11 protein-coding genes are annotated in these 18,915 nt (G+C 34.2%); 2 read left to right on the top strand and 9 right to left on the bottom strand.

Translation table 11 applies throughout. From position 1 onward, the window contains the following. The 6 genes from LBP67_09915 to LBP67_09890 form a co-directional block, all read right to left on the bottom strand. The coding region (locus tag LBP67_09915; protein MDR2085294.1) for a hypothetical protein at positions 1-187 on the bottom strand (187 nt) is incomplete at its 3' end. A 26-nt stretch (positions 188-213) separates the two neighbouring features. After that, on the bottom strand, positions 214-2,379 hold the full coding sequence (locus LBP67_09910; GenBank protein ID MDR2085293.1) for a T9SS type A sorting domain-containing protein: 2,166 nt from the start codon (positions 2,377-2,379) through the stop codon (positions 214-216). Further along, complete coding sequence (locus LBP67_09905) at positions 2,379-3,761, bottom strand: hypothetical protein (protein MDR2085292.1); 1,383 nt, start codon at positions 3,759-3,761, stop codon at positions 2,379-2,381. The genes LBP67_09910 and LBP67_09905 overlap by 1 nt, the downstream gene beginning before the upstream one ends. Positions 3,762-4,124: 363 nt before the next feature. Next, positions 4,125-5,066, bottom strand: a complete 942-nt coding sequence (locus LBP67_09900) for a nucleoside recognition domain-containing protein (GenBank protein MDR2085291.1) — start codon at positions 5,064-5,066, stop codon at positions 4,125-4,127. Then, the gene (locus LBP67_09895; protein MDR2085290.1) at positions 5,059-6,864 is read right to left on the bottom strand and encodes an alpha-L-fucosidase; all 1,806 of its coding nucleotides are present in this window, start codon (positions 6,862-6,864) and stop codon (positions 5,059-5,061) included. The genes LBP67_09900 and LBP67_09895 overlap by 8 nt, the downstream gene beginning before the upstream one ends. Before the next feature lie 179 nt (positions 6,865-7,043). Beyond that, complete coding sequence (locus LBP67_09890; GenBank protein ID MDR2085289.1) at positions 7,044-7,907, bottom strand: hypothetical protein; 864 nt, start codon at positions 7,905-7,907, stop codon at positions 7,044-7,046. 338 nt (positions 7,908-8,245) lie between these two features. Here LBP67_09890 and LBP67_09885 point away from each other — a divergent pair, with 338 nt between their 5' ends. Next, positions 8,246-10,375 (top strand): prolyl oligopeptidase family serine peptidase, encoded by a 2,130-nt coding sequence (locus tag LBP67_09885; protein ID MDR2085288.1) that lies wholly within the window; start codon positions 8,246-8,248, stop codon positions 10,373-10,375. A 132-nt stretch (positions 10,376-10,507) separates the two neighbouring features. Beyond that, the gene (locus LBP67_09880; protein ID MDR2085287.1) at positions 10,508-11,290 is read left to right on the top strand and encodes a methyltransferase domain-containing protein; all 783 of its coding nucleotides are present in this window, start codon (positions 10,508-10,510) and stop codon (positions 11,288-11,290) included. Positions 11,291-11,293: 3 nt separating this feature from the next. Here the strand turns inward: LBP67_09880 and ruvC are convergent, their stop codons facing one another. The 3 genes from ruvC to LBP67_09865 all read right to left on the bottom strand — a co-directional run bounded on the left by ruvC (position 11,294) and on the right by LBP67_09865 (position 18,914). Continuing rightward, positions 11,294-11,866 carry a crossover junction endodeoxyribonuclease RuvC gene (gene ruvC / locus LBP67_09875; GenBank protein MDR2085286.1) on the bottom strand — a complete coding sequence of 191 codons (573 nt, stop codon included), beginning with the start codon at positions 11,864-11,866 and terminating at the stop codon, positions 11,294-11,296. 91 nt (positions 11,867-11,957) lie between these two features. After that, a complete protein-coding gene (locus LBP67_09870) occupies positions 11,958-15,683 on the bottom strand; it encodes a S8 family serine peptidase (protein ID MDR2085285.1) in 3,726 nt (1,241 codons plus the stop codon). Positions 15,684-15,695: 12 nt separating this feature from the next. Further along, positions 15,696-18,914, bottom strand: coding sequence for a S8 family serine peptidase (locus LBP67_09865; protein ID MDR2085284.1), 3,219 nt, complete (start codon positions 18,912-18,914; stop codon positions 15,696-15,698). Position 18,915 lies beyond the last annotated feature (1 nt).

Here is an 18,915-nt window from a genome sequence, read left to right as displayed (position 1 = left end):
CAACAGCGCTAAATTCATAATCGTGCCACGGGGATGGCCAACTGCCCGGCATGGGAGGAGGATAATTGAGCATCGCACCTTCTCCGCTGATAATCAGTGTGTCATTTTCTATTTTCCAGTTAAGCGGTCCAGTAATTCCGCCTTGGGAGAATACACTTACAATATTAAATAGTATCGCAAACGCCAATAATAAAATTTTCTTTTTCATAGTTTCTATTTTTTAATTAATTTTTCATAATATGTTTTTATTCCGTCTTTTACCTCTAAAACATAAATACCCTTCGGATATAATGAGATATCAACAATATAGGAACTTTCATGCATTTGTTTATTCAGGAATACTTTACCGGATACATCATATAATTTGACACTCTCTATAAATGATTCCCCATTATTACTATACAACTGAATGGTAACCATAGCATTTGCAGGATTGGGGAAAATATTGAGATAATTATCCATAACAGTTTCTCCGGTAATAAATTCTACGGTAATTGATTTTTCTGTTTCATAAAAACCTCCCGAATCTTCTTTATAAACATGCAGCATGCTTTTACTTTTCAAAGGCTCCCATTCTTCACAATCATAAGGTGCAATGTACATACTGACAAGGCTTCCCGCATCAGCCGAAAAACCGGGTAGTAAGGTAATGTTTTTTGCCGAAGTAAATACCGCATTTCCGCCCGGATTAATATTTGTGTTGGATACGGTTAACGATCTCCAACCCTTATAATCTTTAGTTTGGCCGTTGGATACACTTTCACCTGTTACCGATATATTATCCTTGATTTTAGTTAATATTATAGTGTCCGGAATTTCAATTCCGATATTTTCTGGTGCCCATTTGTAATATACCGAAGCTCCGGCAGCAGAAACCTTAATTCCAACTATCTTCGACATAGTATGTTCAGGCAAATATGCAGGTGCCGGAATAGCTGTAAAATAACCGTTCACATCTGTATGGGTATAATATATGGGGTAAACATTCTCAGCTAATTTTGTCCATACTGTTACCACCGCATCCTTAATAGGATTACCATCCTGGTCCGCTACATGGCGCGAAAATTCTCCAGGACTTGACGGATGTCCGTATACATTATAATAAATCTTATTTGCATCAAAGACAGGACTATAATCTACAGGACATTCACCTGTTATAACCGGTATATAGTTCCTGAAATAATCCACTGCCGGTTGTTTCTCAGCCAAGGGACCCGGATTAAAACCTAACTTTAATAATCCTACATATTTATGCTCAGCACTATCCCAATAAACATCCTGGTATTGCCACCAGCTGAATCCGCTCCCGCCGCAATTACATACCGCATCCAATGTGTAGGATACATAGTCGCCCTGGTCGTCCAATGTTCCGAAATAACTAATCTCAATATTGTTCTTAGCCGAAAAACTCGTCTCTCCTATTATCCATGGAACTATCGACACCTCATTTATCCAGTATAAATGATTTGCCGTACGCACACGCATCTTTTCCTGAACTATTGGGTCAGACAGGTCTTCATAGGGTCTAAACCTGGGATAATAATGATACGAATTAAAATCTACCTTTAGCATCGAATGATCAAATACAAAGATATCCTCCATATTAAAATTTCCAAAGGTTATCAGATGATCCGGATCATGCGTTTTTATATTGTCATACCATGAACTTACTATATTACACGCATCCTGTTTTGACATATTATTTATTATATTTTTCATATTATCACCGGGTTCATTGATTAAATCATATGCCAGTAAGGCATCACCATGCGGAGAATTTCTTATACGGGTTGCAAAAGCAGCATGATAGGAACTCCATAAATTAATCTCTGTATCATCAAACGTTGTTTTACGACCGGTCATGACAAAGATGATTTTTAACGGAGGAGTCGTAGAATTGGCTAATTCCAGAATATTATCGCATTCCCGTAAGATAAAATCCATGGCCGGATCAGAGGGATCTCCGGGATTTACTATTAAGGTATCGGTTATTGTATCTGCCGTATGATATACTAAACTCCACAAACCTTTGTCTGGATAATAATCAGGACTAACTCCCATTATTCTAACGGTATTAAAGCCCATACCGGCTATATAGGCAAAATCTTCTTCTATCTGAGTGCTGCATGTTTGAGGACTATTGCACTCATAATCATTGGTACGGTAACAGTGGGTCGGCGACAGGAAATAATTATCGTCGTGAAGAATATTCTCTACAATATAATTAACTGCCATAGGATAAAATTTCTCACCTTCCAAATAAAAATGTTTACCTTGTAAGGTTATGTTCTGGCAGATAAGATGTAAACTTGTAAACATCACAATAATGATTAATGAGATTTTAATTACAAAGGTAGGGAAAATAATGGGCTTTTTCATTATTTACCTCCATTTTGAGATTTTAATTCATCTATTTGTTTTTGTAAATCTAAAATATACAAGGTGAGCTCTTCAATTTTAAGTAATAGCTTTCCTTGCATATCGCCAACATCAATACCATTCTTCATCACTTCCTCAGCGGAGGGTATTTCGGGTAAATGTTTGTTTTCATTAATAAATTGCTCTAATTCAGGCAGAGAACGCAAATTGTAGTCGGAATAAAAAACGTGATCGTACCAATAATTATTTAAAGCATTCATGGTGATTTCTAACTTCTCTGTAAATATTTTTCTGGCAGACACAACACCATTGCCCCACACAATGAAGTTTTCAGTATAAATATTGCCATCTCTTTTTTGTACCGTAAATGCTTTAGTATAATTTCTGTTAACGTATATTCCGGATGCATAATTCCAATCTGATGTAACATCATGATTTACCCATAAGTTTTTAACAGAAATATCACCTATAACATCTAATGTAGTGCGGGGGGTAGTAGTACCGATTCCTATATTTCCGTTATTTTCTATGCACAAATTATATTTAGTAACATCAATAGCTCCGCCGGCTTCATAGATAAAATGTAAACCAGATGCCTCACGTTTTATATGCCAGCCTATATTTGAAGCATGATCTGGTACCAGCATAATTTCGTTTTTTGCAATTATTTTATCTTCGGATAAAATGTTGCCGGCAACATGTAAACGTTCCGAAGGTACTATAGTGCCTATTCCTACTTTTTCATCATTACTTAAAAACAATATCTGTTTTGACTTGCTTCCAATTCCATTTGCTCTATAATCAAAACGTAAACCGGTATTATTTGAAAAAACAATCCAAGTGTCGTTTGCAATACTACTATTATATTTAAACTTTAATTCTCCGGAATTAGCAGATGCACTTTCTAATAATAAATTCCCGGCAACACTTAATAACTCTGTCGGTGCTGTAGTACCTATTCCTACATAACCCGGAAGTGATGTATTGGACTGACGTACTATTGTAAGCGACGGCACTGCAGTAACTCCAAGCATTATACTATTGGTAATATTATTTTCAAGATAGTTATTCCTGTCGATTCCCGAACCTATAAGAATTGAGTTTGTCAAACTTGTTTTAAGATAATTTCCTAAAACCATACTACCGCCGGCAGTTGATTGTACTATTGCATAATTACCGTATGCAAAACTGTTGGTAGCTAATACTTGTGAGGAGATACCGCCGACAAATGAGTTTAATCCGGTAACAGATGTCAATGTTCCAATAGATATCGACGATAAGCCCGTTGCCTTATTATCTGTCGGGCAATCCCAACAATTTTGACCGAATATCCGAAATGTAACAATAAATAATAAACAAAATGTCAATGTTATTTTTTTCATTAGGGTATTTTTAAGTTAATAAATTAGTATTATATTTTTATAAAAATCGAATATAATCAAATAATCTTGAAATAAACTCTACAGTAATTTTATCTTAAAATGATATGAAAAACAAAATCAAGAAAAAGACTCAAATACACATATTTATCTATAATTTTACATATACAATAAATTATAATCGACAAAAGCATTATATTAACAAATGTTAATCACGTTCAAAGATAACAATCTTATTTTAATAATTACAATTATATCAAGAAAAATATTAACAATTTGTTAATAATATAAAATTAGGAAATAATAATAATGGAATCTGCGGAAGAGTAAAATCAGTAATAAAAGACAACTAACTTCTCTTTATTCTTATTTTCTTAACTTTTCAACTACGAAATTCTCAAACCGCCTCTCCCAAACCAGCACAAACGACATTGCCCAGCGCGAGAGTAAAAGCCACCAGACCATTCCGCCTATTGAAGCTAAGAGTAGCAAATCTTCTAAATTACTGTGCGAGATGGAAATATGATGATTCAACAAATCGGCGTCTTTAAGGCTTACATTACCGCTCTGAGTTTCTTCTATCATAACAGCCGCTCCGTAAGCTAATCCGAGCGTATTGGCCACAATCCATAAAAACGCGGTATTTACCGGCAACCCGAAGAAAAGCATCACCGGTTTTAAGCCTTTACTCAAAAGTTTAATAATACCGAATTCGTTAAGAATAGATTGTAATATTGACAACCCGAAAATCAATCCGGCCATTTTCAAAACTAAAAAGAATGTAGATTTAAACCAAGCGAGGAGCATGTCTTTGAAAATCAGCGTATCATTTATTGCAACAGATGCTTCTGCCGCTGAATAATCGGTTTTATTTGGTAATATCAAATTAAGTATAAATCCTAATATTATTGCCGAAAGCGTTCTGATAACAACAATACGTATTGCGGATGAACCCGTTCTTTTTTGTACGGCGGTTTCGGTAATCATATTATGCGAACACAAAACCATAACGGAAAGTATAGTTATTGCTCTAAAATCCATATTCAATGTTACCATTGCCGCTATTGCTGAATAAACATTTACGAAATAGCCGGAAACATACGCAAGCGCAGCTTCGCCCGGTAATCCGATGTAGGAAAAAAGCGGACTTAAAAAGACGGAAATCCAATCAATAATACCCAAATATTTTAGTATCAGAATGCAGAATGAAACAATTACTGTGATTTTAATTATCCACCATGCGGTTTTCAATGCTGAAGGCAGAACACGTTTTGTTGCGCCAAGAGTTCGTTGCCAGATATTATTCATTTCCAAAATAATTTTCCAACTTGAATGTCCAGGCGCCAATACTTACAATATCCGAAAACTTAATGCCCGAAGTATCAATAACTAATTTCCCTTTTTTATACTTCCATTTCATTTCCGAATTATTATCCAAGAAAATGACTTTCATTCCCTTTTCAGGCTTATCTATCGACAGAACGAGTTTATCCTCAGGAAAATCCAGACAGATTGCGTAAAGATTATCATTTTTAACCGTATAAGATATTGTTGCTTTTTCACTTGCATAAACTGCATTTAATCCGTTTTCAGACTTATCCTGTTTTAAAAATAATTTATTTGACGGAATTATATCCTTTGTAAGTGACGGAGAGGACCAGAAAAGATTTATTTTAGCTTCGAGATTATTTTCCTGATATTCAACAACTATTTTATATACTTTTCCGGCTTTAAGATTTTTCATCCCTGTTGAAAAATTAAATTTCTGTCCTTCCTGCGCATTACTTTCAGATGTATTGGTAATATTTTTATCAAAATCAATAATAACTTCGCCGTCTATCGTAATTTTTGCGGCGTCATCAACAATTACTTCGAAAGTGTATTCTTCGGAATAATCGGGAACGATATATCCCGTCCATACGGCAGTAAAATTATCATAGCTGATTTCAGGATCAGGAGAGTTTCTAACCCAATTAAAATCAATATTTTCATCAACTCTGCTAACAGAAACATTTTTCATCTCGTAGAATTTAGGGAAAGGTTTTGTTGCGTAAATGGCTTCTCCGTTTGTTTCGAGCCAATTTCCTAAATCCAACAATCTTTCTTGTTGAATAAGAGGGATTTTTCCATCGGCAGAAGGCCCTACATTGAGCGTTAATCCGCCGCCTGCAGCAACGAGCTTAACAAAATGCTTTATCAGATTTTCAGAGCTAATATAATTTTCGAGAGGTTCATTTCTATTAAGTCCGAATGATCGTCCCAATCCGCGACATTCTGCCCAAGGACGATCGGCTTGAGTAATGCCCGCGCTGTATTCCGGAGTTCTGAAACCGTAATCGGCACCGCTACCCCATCTGTCGTTGACAATTGCTTCCCCACCAACAGTATTGTAATACCAAGCGATAAGTTCCGCGGCATGCCACTGTTCTGCAGAATTAAACCATTCACCATCGGCAAATATGATAGAAGGTTTGTAACGAGAAACTAATTCCTTAAACTGGGGAATCATATGTTTCTCAACATAAGTTCCTATAGAATCATGCGGATCTTTTGTCCAGACATGCAAAGGATTATTCCATTCGGGAAGGGAATAATAATATCCCATTTTCATTTCTTTATTTCTGACTGCGGAAGTCAATTCTTCCACAATATTTCGTTTCGGACCGCCTGTAACGCTGTTCCAGTTTGGTGCGTATTCACTATCCCAAAGACAATATCCGTCATGATGTTTACTCACAAGCAGTACGTACTTAGCACCGCTTCTCTTAAAAATATCGGCCCATTCTTCAGCATCGAACAATTCTGCTTTGAAAAGTTTATCAAAGTCACGGTAATCAAAATTTTCGCCGAAAACTCTATTATGAAATTCCATTCTGAACGGAGTTTTTTCCATCATACCCTTCAGATACCATTCGCCGTATTGTTCTTTACCGCAATAAGCCGGTACGGAGTACAATCCCCAATGAATGAAAATTCCCAATTTTGAATCCGAAAACCATTGCGGATACGGACGTGCTTTTATTGATTCCCAATTCGGTTCAACATTCTGAGCAGCGGAACTCAGGAAAAATAAGACGGCAATTACGGCAAGGACTATTCTCTTCATAAATTTTAGATTATTTGCGGATTAAACACAATGTAAATTTATTTTTTAAATGAATAATATTTCATGTAAATAAAATCATATAATTTTTAAAATTCACATATTCATATCAGTTATAAGTATAAAATTTCACAGTATTATTGTAACATATTTTCTAAACCTGTAATTCTATCACTTATATTTTATTCTTTTACATATCTCAAGTTTGTAAGTTCTTTCCTATTAAGCTCAGGAGTGAAAACCATACTGACGGAAGAAACCAGTTCGCCATCTTCATAAACACGAGTAATTTCTTGAAGCATTTCATCTTTAATATTAAAAATTCTCAAACGGTAAACCTGATTATTTTCGTTGATATCGAAAAGATAAGTAATCGTGTCGTCGTGAGTTTTGGTAATTGTTTTTATAATTCTGTTTCTCTCATCGTAAACATTCTCTTCTATATGAGATATATTTGCGAATTCATTATAAACTATTGTTTTAACGAGTAAATTATTTTCATAGAAATAGTTTGTTGTCATTTCTTTACCTTCCAAAGTGTGGTAAATTTCTTCAACTTTATTTCCGTTTTCATCATAGGAATATTCCGTTTCAATTTCTACATCTCCATCTTCTTCATTTTCAATTCTAATAAGTAACCCGTTTTCATAAATCATGATTTTTCTATCCATAATCATATCATCCTCACCAAAATAAATCTTTTCAATACAATTTCCCTTATCATCATAATTATAAACATTGCGTTCCATATACATATCGCCGAATTCACGTATTTCCTCTATCAGCAGTTTATCATTATAATAAAAATCAACAATTTCGGTATCCAATTCCTTTTCTTCCTTAATTTCCTTTCTCAACCTGTTCTCTTCGTCAAACTCGCGGGTAATTTTAGTTATTTCTTCATTTTCATCATTATAAGTAATTTCCGAGATAAGATTATTTTTATTATCCGAAGTTAAGACCTGATAAACATGTTCCGGAATTTCCTGATTAAGAATGTCATCAAAGAATATCTGACTTTGTCTTAGAATTTTCACCTTTTTCATTTTTATATTTCGATTAAAATTTGTATTCTTGCAAATTAATTTTGCAAAGATAAATTTTAATTAATAATTAACAATTATCGATTATGAGTTATTGATTGGTGGATTCATAAACTAAATAGCAGAATTATAATTCTAAGATCAAAAAAATATTTGAATTATTAAATTTTCGGTTTTAAACAACAGATTATGACAAAAATAACATCAATTTCAAATAGAATTAATCCTACCAATTGTCGAAATAAAGGCATGCAAACTCATAGAATTTTCCGATTCTTTTCAAACAACAAATCATAAACATTTAATCAAAAACACTAAACAATAAACTAAAAATATTTAACATGAAACAAATCCTTTTAATTACAGTAATCATTTCTATTATGACAACATTTAGTTCTTGTAATCAGAACAAAAGCAAGGGAATAAAATATCCCGAAACAAAAAAAACAGACCATACTGATGAGTATTTCGGCACTAAAGTAGCCGATCCGTACAGTTGGCTGGAAGATGACATGTCGGAAGAAACGGCGGCATGGGTAAAAGCCCAAAATGAAGTTACTTTTGCTTATCTGGATAAAATTCCATTCAGAGCAGAGATGAGGGAAAGACTAACTGAACAATGGGATTATCCAAAATCATCATCACCTGTTAAAATAAATAATAGATGGATAATGTACAAAAATTCGGGATTACAGAATCAGAATGTGGTATATCTTCTTAAGGATATTGATGATAAAGAAGGTGAAATTTTATTAGATCCGAATACTTTTTCCGAAGACGGAACCATTGCTTTATCGGGTTTCAACATTACCAAAGACGGCAAAACACTTATTTACAGCATATCAAGAGGCGGCAGCGATTGGCGCGAATTTTATTTTATGGATATTGATTCCCGTACGCTTCTCGACGATCATTTGAAATGGATAAAATTTTCCAGTATAGCAACCTACGACGACGGCGTGATATATAGTCGCTTCCCAGAACCAAAAGAAGGTGATTTACTTAAAGGGACCAACGAAAATTGTATGCTGTATTTTCATAAAATTGGAACTCCGCAGGAAGAGGATATTTTAATTTATTCCGAACCGCAAAACCCGGAACGTTCTTTCAGTATTGAGGTAAGCGACGATGATAAATATATGTTTTTGTACACAACAGAATCAACCAGTGGAAATTCCCTTGCTTTCAAGAAAAGTAAAGATAAAGAATTCACTCACATCAATAAGGATTTTGAAAAAGATTACTATGTGATGGATATTATCGGCAATGATTTGTATATTATGACAAATGATAATGCACCGAATTATCGATTATTATCGGTTCCTATTAATAAAGCCACCGATAAAAAACATTGGAAAGATGTAATTCCCGAAAGAGATTATGTTTTAAACGGCGTTCAATATGTTGGAGAAAAATTAATCGCAAGTTACTTAAAAGACGCCCATACTTATATAGAGATTTTCGACACAAACGGCAAAAACTCCTATGTTCTTGATCTACCGATAGGTTCAATAAGCGGATTCAACGGTAAACCGGAAGATAATATTACTTTTTACTCTTACACATCATATAATACTCCGTCAATCATTTACAAATACGACATCAAAAATAATATTTCAACGGAATATTCGAGATCACAAATAAAATTCGATTCCGATAACTATATTACAAAACAAGTTTTTTATCAATCAAAAGACGGTACAACTGTCCCGATGTTTTTGACTTATAAAAGAGATCTGGAATTGAACGGTAAAAATCCGACTTTACTTTACGGTTATGGCGGATTTAACATCAGTTTGACACCGGGTTTTTCAACATCAAGAATTCCACTTTTAGAAAACGGTTGTATTATTGCTGTTGCCAACCTGCGCGGCGGTGGCGAATATGGAGAAAAATGGCATAAAGCCGGTACTCTGATGCAAAAACAAAATGTTTTCGACGATTGTATAGCTGCAGCCGAATATCTTATAGCTAATAAATATACTTCTCCCGAATACCTTGCTTTGCAAGGCGGTTCCAACGGCGGACTTCTTGTAGGTGCTGTTATCAATCAACGTCCTGATTTATTTGCAGTGGGTTTGCCGGCTGTAGGAGTTCTCGATATGTTGCGTTATCAATATTTTACTATCGGAAGATATTGGGCAACAGATTACGGTACAAGCGAAGACAGTAAAGAAATGTTCGAATATATTTACGGATATTCTCCTTTACATAATATCAAAGAAAATGTCAATTATCCTGCAATTCTTGTTACTACTGGCGATCATGACGACCGCGTTGTTCCGGCACATTCTTTCAAATATGCAGCTACATTACAAGAAAAATATTCCGGCGACAATCCTGTTATGATTCGTATAGAAACACAGGCCGGCCACGGAGCGGGAAAACCAACTTCAAAAGTTATTGAAGAAATTGTTGATGAATGGGCATTTATGTTCTATAATATGGGAATTGAACCTAAATTCGAATAATGTTGCATTAGACATAATGACAAGATTTGCAGAATTAACAAATTCAATTGAATAATAAATTTATTCTTCATAAGAAATTTTCGGATATGTTAATTTCGTAAATCTTGTCATTCTATCTAAAAATATCATAAGATGAAACGTTTTATATCTTTCGCAACATCCAAATTTTCCAGACAAACCTTAATCAGGTTCAGTAAAGCATTCGGATTTATTGTACGACCTTTTTATTGGGGAAGTGGTGTGTACTGTCCGGTTTGCGAAACTTCATTCAGGAAATTTATGCCTTACGGATACGGCGAGGCCAAGGATAACAGACTATGTCCAAAATGTTTATCGCTTGAACGCCATCGATTGATGTATCTTTATTTGAAAGAAAAAACGAACTTCTTTACTGATAATCTTGATGTACTGCACATTGCTCCCGAACAACCATTTTTGAAACGTTTCAGAACTTGTAAAAATCTGAATTACACTACTGCGGATATCGACTCTCCCATAGCAGATATCAAGTTAGATGTAATGAAGATTAATTTACCGGACAATAGTTATGATTTCATTATTTGTAATCACGTTCTCGAGCATGTTGAAGATGCAAATATTGCTTTAAAAGAATTATACCGTATTTTAAGGCCACAGGGACAAGCTATATTGTTAGTTCCAATAAATCCTGATATTAACACTTTTGAAGATCCGAATATTACCGATCCTAAGGAGAGAGAAAGATTGTTCGGACAGTATGACCACGTGCGGCAGTTCGGCAAGGATTATCCCGAATATATTAAACGCGCCGGATTTGATGTTATTGAAGACAGGATTTATTATGAGATTCCAGAAAAGGAACGCGAAAAAATGCAATTGGCCAGATATGGGGAAGAGGTTATTTACGGCGGTAGGAAGATAAAATCCGAAAAATAAAAATTACAGAATTCTGTCAGGATTATCTTTTATGAATTTATCCCAGGATTTCTTTGAACTCATCATCGGTTTACCGCTGATATTATAAATATGACACAAAGCTATGGCAACGGCATCCGTATCATCATAAGTTTTGGTATTGCCATCTAAATTTATACCCAATATTTTTTCGAGCATATAAGCAACTTGCTGTTTTGCTGCGTTTCCATTTCCAGTAATTACTCTTTTAACATTTTTCGGAGGATATTCGGTAATTGGAATATTTTTAGATATAGCGAAACCTATGCAGCAGCCGAGCACTCTGCCCAATTTAAGCATCGCCTGCGGATCTTTTCCGTACACAGGTTGTTCTATTGCAATTTCATCAAAAAGATAAGTATCGTGTAACTCATTTAGAAACTCATATATTTTTTTATTTTTCAATATTTGATCGGAAATAGTATGAAGTTTTAATATTCCTTTATTATGCAGAGTATATTTATTTCCGTCTTGTTGTAAAATACAATATCCGAAGTTCAAAGAGCCGGTATCAATACCCAGAATTATTCTGTTGAATTTATCAATTTTTGTTTGCATTTAATTTTAATAATTTTGATGCAAATATAATAAAAAAAGGCGAGTGTTTTTAATACCCGCCTTGCGACTTAAACTTAGTAACTAAAAAAAGTTATTTATTTACAACAACTTTTATATTTTCAATTTTATTATCATTATATGAAACTTTGAATATATAATTTCCCGAATTAAATTTGGAAACATCTACAGAAATCTTATCAGTATCAACAGAAATAAGTTTTACAATTTGTCCTACAGAATTGAGTACAACAATTTCTTTCATATTTTCACCTTCTATATTAATTATTGAGTTAGAAGGATTAGGATATACCTTTAAATCTCCGTTGTAATCTTCGATTCCGGCAAAAGTTGTTGCACAGGATTCATTCGATTCGGAAAACTCACTACCGCCATTATGTGCTCTAATTATATAACAATATTCGGATTCACCATCAAGACCGGCATCAACATGTTGTTTATCCGTAATATTTGAAACAATTGCGCTACCATCTCTATAGATATTAAACGACACATTATTATTATCACATTGCCATTCAAGTTGAATTTTAGAATTGGATATTGCCGTCGCAATTAGATTGTAAGGTATTGCATCTATATTAACAGAAATTTGTGCAGAGATACATGAGTTTTCATAAACTACTTCAACAGCATATTCATAAACATTCTCATTAATCTCATTCGAAAAATTATTAGTTGTACTAGTACCTATTAAAATTCCATCTCTATAAATATTATAATTTTCAACAAACTCAACCAACTCGGGAGCAGTCCAATTAAGTATTACAGTATTACCATTAAGAGATGCTATTAAATTCGTAACCGGTTCACAAAAATCAATAACATTTACATCTTCGCAAACTTTATCGGATTCACAGTTTATACCTTCAGAAATATTGTATAACGCGGCAACACAAAATCTTACATCTCCGGGTTGACTTTCATACGAATATGATAAATCGGTTATTGTTTCGATATAAATTCCATCAACATATACTTTGTATCCCACTAAATTTGTAACATCAAGAGGAGCAGTCCAGCTTGCATTTATAGTATTATTATAACCTATTTCACAAACAAGATTTGATATTGATTCGCAACCTGCTTGTGCACTAACCGTTTTAGAGATTGGTATTGAGATACAATCGTCATATATAGCATAAACATGTAATGTAGAAGCAGTATTTCCGATACTTACCGAATATGAAGTATTAGTTGTACTTCCTGCGAAACCGGAGTTCTTATATATTTGGTAAGATACTGGAGTTCCTACAAACGGCGGATCCCATGTTAAATAAGCTGTAGTATTATTAATACCAATGTTAAGATTTTGAACAGGATTACATACATAATTATTACCCTGACAATCATTTAACCATGAAAAGAAAATTCCTGAGCCTGGATTACCTGATCCTGAGTATATATAATCTCCATATTCATAATATATATCATAAAAACATAATGCGTCTGCACCACCAGATTGCCATGTAAGACTAACTGTTGTACCAGAAGCTATATCCAATTTATGTATAGCTGAAGTTCCGGTATTAACCGTTAATGTTCTTGAAGGAGTTCCGTCATCAAAAGAAACAATTATAGCGGCACCATTCCAACTATTATTATGTGTGCTTAGATCAAAAACAGTTTTACATTTATCCATGTAAGTAAATGATAAATTAGATTCTTTTCCATTTTCATCAGTCAACAATAAATAAAACGGTATATTAATACTTCCGGAAACTGCCGAAGAACTGAGTGTAATACTATAACTACCTGATTTACTTTGATCTATTAAAATATTTCCAAAATTAGCCGTATTGGTATTAATCGTTATATCGGCAATGGGTGATGATAGTAAACCGGTAATATTATAAGCGTCTTCTAATCCGGAATTGATTATAGTTACCGTCATATTTACAGTTTCACCCGGATCAAGTAGATTATTATTATTTCCCGCCGCATCATCAATAGACGTATTAACGAAGTCAAACTTATAATCATAAGTAATAATAACAATTTGATTATAAAAAACATCATCATTGGATTTTATCAATAGTGTAAATTTAATTTCTTCATTTGCCGGTGTATTCGGTGATAATGAGAATGTATATGCACCATTGACTGTTTTTATTTCATTAGGAGAAAAATTACCGAATTCAGCATAATCATTAATAATAGTAACATATTCACTTAATGGAATAATTGTAGCATTCACATTATTAATACCTACATTGTCTTTATTGATTAAACTTAAATCCAAACTTATAGTTTCCCCAGGGTTCATATTTCCGTTATTATTACCTTGAGAATCATCAACTATAACATTCTGAACATCTAATAAACCTGTTTTAATAGCCAACATGGCTTCATAGGCATCTATTCTTCCCGATCCGAATGTATTATTTTTGCTGGGGGACAATTTCACTGCCGTAGTTTCAATTATCGAATCTATTTCAGCAGGAGTAAGTTCAATATTTTTAGACATCATTAGAGCCATGACTCCGGCTACTCCCGGTGCTGCCATAGAAGTACCGCTGTTAAGTGCATATCCTGTATTAGAGTCATGAGTAAGGGATTTAATATTTACACCAGGGGCGCAAACATCAGGACGGATTAATCCCATTCCCGGAATATACGGATAATCATTAAAACCTGCATAACTTTGCCAGGTTACAGGGCCAAGTGACGAAAAATTTGCAATAGCATCGTTAGAATCAGTAGCGCCAACACATACTACACAGGTTTTTCCTCCCTCCAATGTTTGGTCCGGATGGTTCCACGGCGGCGGGCAATTTCCCGGAGTTCTAACATTATTGGGAATCGGATATGAAGATAACATCCCCCCTTCATTACCTGCCGCAACAGAAGCTACAACACCTGCTTCAAGTGTATTAACCATAGTAGTTCTAAACATTATCCGCTCTGCAACACTAAGTGCTCCGGTTACCCAACCCAGTGACATACTTAAAATATGGGCACCATTCTCTACAGAAAATTCAACGCCACTAACAGCGCCACTAACAGCACCACCTCCCTGTGAGTTTAAAACTTTTATAGCCATAATAGTAGCATCAGGCGCCATACCTGTTTGTGATCCTGAAGCACCATTACCGGCAACTGTTCCCGCACAATGTGTTCCATGACCATTATTATCCATCGGATTATTAGTATTAGAATAAAAATTATAACCATGCAACGGATATTCCGCACTTTGCCACATCTGATCTTTGATATCTTCGTGATTGTAATTAACGCCGGTATCAATAACAGAAACAATTATTCCTTCACCGGTAAACCCATCACCCCACACTTCATTAGCCCTAACTTTTGTAACATTATATGTTAACTCTTTACTTCCGGCTTCTGCAGGTTTAGGATTTTCATTATCAAAAAGCATATTACGCTCTACATCGTACCCGATTACTAATACTTCATCAAGCGTTGCTAATTCTTCAATAACATTTTTTGTTGCATAACAATTAACCCCATTATAAAGCCAATGAGATGTAATTTCTTTTACATTATCGCTTTTAGAAGAATGATCTAAATATTCTATTACTCTATTTTGAGTTTCTTTAGAATATTTTTTTAATTCACTAATTACAAAAGACCGTTTATTTTCTTTAGATAAAAATACATCAGCTTTTTTACGAAGTTGCAACTGATCGTACTGATCTTTCATAATTACATTAATCTTAACAAGATCTTCATTATCCATCAACTGCATTTGCGCCTGTAATTCAGTTTCAATTTTGGGAAAATCTTGACTGTAACCATTAAAACTAATAATGATTAAAAATAGAAATAAAAATTTTTTCATATTAAACAAATCTTATTTATTCACAACAACTTTTATATTTTCAATTTTATCATCATTATATAAAACCTTTATTATATAATGTCCCGATTTAAATTGTGAAACATCGAAAGAAGTTTTATTATCTTGTACAGAAACAATTTTAACCAATTGTCCAACTGAGTTTAAAACAGTAATTTCCTTAACATTCTCTCCCTCAATATTAATTATTGAATTAGACGGATTCGGATATACTTTTAAGCTTCCATTGTAATCTTCAATACCAGTATAAGTTGTTACACATGATTCATCAGAAGGTAAAGATTCAATTCCATCACTAACTGCAGTAACTATATAGCAATATTCTGTTGCAGCTACAAGTTCAATATCATTATATTCTTTTGAAACAATTCCGGAAGCAATAACATTATCATCTCTATATATATTGAATGTTGTTCCGCTACCAATATTTACATAATCCCATTCCAATTTAATTTCAGAATCGGATATTGATGTTGCTACTAAATCAAATGGGAAATTAATTATCTCACAAACAGATTCTGATACACACTGATCATAAACCGCATATACACAAAATTCGTTTAAACCCATAATAATCTCGGACGTATATGAAGTATTAGTTGTAGTTTCAATTAAGTCTGATCCCTGGTATATTTTATAAGACACCGGGGTTCCTGAAGACGGGGCTTCCCATGTTATATTAGCCAATGATTCAACAACATTAATATTTAAATTCTGAACCGGATCACATTCAATATTTGTTCCTTGACAATCATTTATCCATGAAAAGAAAACTCCGGAACCCGGATTACCTGAACCCGAATAAATCATACTTCCATTCTCATAATATATATCATAAAAACACTCATAAGCATAATTGCCGGCCTGCCAGGTAAGACTGACATTTACTCCTGAAGAAATTTCTAAAGTATGAACGGCAATACTTCCATTATTAATTGTGAGAGATTGCGATGGAGTTCCATCATCAAAAGATACAATTATTGCGTTACCATTCCAACCATCTCCCCAATCATCAGAAAGATCAAAAATAACATTGCACTTATTTTGATAAACAAAATTTACATTAGTTGTTCTTCCGTTTACATCGGTAAGTAGAAGTTGGAACGGAATATTAATGTTTTCAGGTGAGGCAGAAGAACTTAATGTAACATTAAATATTCCTGCTTTGGATTGAGATGCGTTTAAATCTCCATAAGAAGCAGTATTTGAATTAATAGTAATTTCATCTGAAAGTGAGGACAACAATCCGTTAAGTTCTAATACAGATTCATTTCCAGAGTTAATTATATTTACTTCTATATTAGCGGTTTCACCCGGCTCTAAAATTCCATTATTATTTTCTAAGGCGTCATCTATTAACAAATAACTAAACCCTAATTCATAATCATATGAAGTAATAAAAAAGCTATTAGAATATGAATCACTTTCTGTTTCTATTTCCATATTAAAAGTAATTTTTTTACTTGCAGGTGCAGATGGAAGTAGTAAAAATGAAAAAGCATTGTCAACCGTTTTAATTTCATTAGATGCAATATTACCGAAAACAGCATTATTATTAATAATGTTTACATACTCACTATTAGAATATATTGTAGCTGAAACGTTATTTACAGGACTATCGCTTTCATTAATCAAACTAACATTTAGCTTGATGGTTTCACCTGGATTTGCATTTCCATTGTTATTGCCTTGGGAGTCATCAATTACAATTCCGTGTACAGAAATCGGGCCAATCTCTACGGCATTAACAGCATCATAAGCATTTATTCTTCCGGAGCCGAAAGTATTGCTCTTATTCTCTGACAATGGTACTGCTGTAGTTTCAAGGATGAAATCTATTTCAGCCGGGGTTAGTTCCGGATTTTTAGATAACATCAAAGCCATTACACCGGCTACACCGGGAGTTGCCATTGATGTACCGCTCATATAAGTGTATCCGGTATTTGAATCATGAGTAAGGGATTTAACATCTACTCCCGGAGCACAAACATCTGGGCGGATTAATCCCATACCCGGATTATACGCATAATCATTAAATCCTGCAAAATTTTGCCAAGTAACAGGTCCGAGTGAAGAAAAATCTGCGATATTATCATTCGAGTCGGTTGCGCCAACACACACAACACAGGTTAATCCTCCTTCAATAGTTTGGTCCGGATGTAACCACGGCGGAGGACAATTTCCTGGGGTTCTAACATTATTGGGGATAGGATATGTATATAAGCGATCTCCCTCATTTCCAGCTGCAACTGAAGCAACAACACCTGCCTCAAGTGTATTAGCCATAGTGGTTCTAAACATAATTCTCTCGGCATCACTAAGCATCCCTAATGCCCAGCCTATCGACATACTTAAAATATGCGCCCCGTGCTCTACAGAAAATTCTATACCGCTGCATGTACCGCTAACAGTACCACCTCCGCCGGAATTAAGAATCTTTATTGCCATTATTGTAGCATCAGGAGCCATACCCGTTTGAGAGCCGGAAGCGCCGTTACCGGCAACTGTTCCCGCACAATGCGTCCCATGGCTATGATCATCCATAGGATCATTATTATTATTAATAAAATTATAACCATGGTATGGATATTCGGCACTCTGCCACATTTGATTTTTAATATCATTATGGTTATAATTAACTCCCGAATCCAAAACAGAAACAATTATGCCTTCTCCTGTAACCCCTAATTCATCCCAAACGTCATTAGCCCTAACTTTTGTAACATTATAAGTTATTTCTTTAGAACCTGCTTCTGCCGGTTTTGGTTTTTCATTATCAAAAAGCGCATAATGCATTTGTTCAAGCCCAATCGTTAAAACATCTTCTAAAGATGCGATTTCTTCAATAGCATTCTTCGTTGCATAACAATCAATTCCATTATAAAGCCAGTGAGATTTAATTTCTTTTACATTACTACTTTTAGAGAAAAAATCCAGATAATCGGCTACTATGCGTTGCTCTTCTTTGGAATATTTTTTTAATTCCGAAACAACAAAGTCACGTTTATCTTCTTTAGTTTTCAAAACATTAGTCTTATTACGAAGTTCAAACTGGTCGTACTGAGCTTTCATAACAATATTAACTTTAACAAGATCTTCATTATCCATTAATTGCATCTCCTTTTGCAATTCAGGATCTATCTTAGGAATATTCTGGCTATAGCCATTTATAAAAACAATAATAATTGAGAAGAATAATAAAATTTTTTTCATA

This window comes from Bacteroidales bacterium, from assembly GCA_031276035.1.
Classification (GTDB): Bacteria; Bacteroidota; Bacteroidia; order Bacteroidales; family BM520; genus RGIG7150.
This window is presented reverse-complemented; position numbering and strand designations above follow the sequence as displayed.

Coding starts and splice junctions, on each gene's coding strand:
- LBP67_09910 (MDR2085293.1), bottom strand. CDS start 2,379: ATGAAAAAGCCCATTATTTTCCCTACCTTTGTAATTAAAATCTCATTA.
- LBP67_09905 (MDR2085292.1), bottom strand. CDS start 3,761: ATGAAAAAAATAACATTGACATTTTGTTTATTATTTATTGTTACATTT.
- LBP67_09900 (MDR2085291.1), bottom strand. CDS start 5,066: ATGAATAATATCTGGCAACGAACTCTTGGCGCAACAAAACGTGTTCTG.
- LBP67_09895 (MDR2085290.1), bottom strand. CDS start 6,864: ATGAAGAGAATAGTCCTTGCCGTAATTGCCGTCTTATTTTTCCTGAGT.
- LBP67_09890 (MDR2085289.1), bottom strand. CDS start 7,907: ATGAAAAAGGTGAAAATTCTAAGACAAAGTCAGATATTCTTTGATGAC.
- LBP67_09885 (MDR2085288.1), top strand. CDS start 8,246: ATGAAACAAATCCTTTTAATTACAGTAATCATTTCTATTATGACAACA.
- LBP67_09880 (MDR2085287.1), top strand. CDS start 10,508: ATGAAACGTTTTATATCTTTCGCAACATCCAAATTTTCCAGACAAACC.
- ruvC (MDR2085286.1), bottom strand. CDS start 11,866: ATGCAAACAAAAATTGATAAATTCAACAGAATAATTCTGGGTATTGAT.
- LBP67_09870 (MDR2085285.1), bottom strand. CDS start 15,683: ATGAAAAAATTTTTATTTCTATTTTTAATCATTATTAGTTTTAATGGT.
- LBP67_09865 (MDR2085284.1), bottom strand. CDS start 18,914: ATGAAAAAAATTTTATTATTCTTCTCAATTATTATTGTTTTTATAAAT.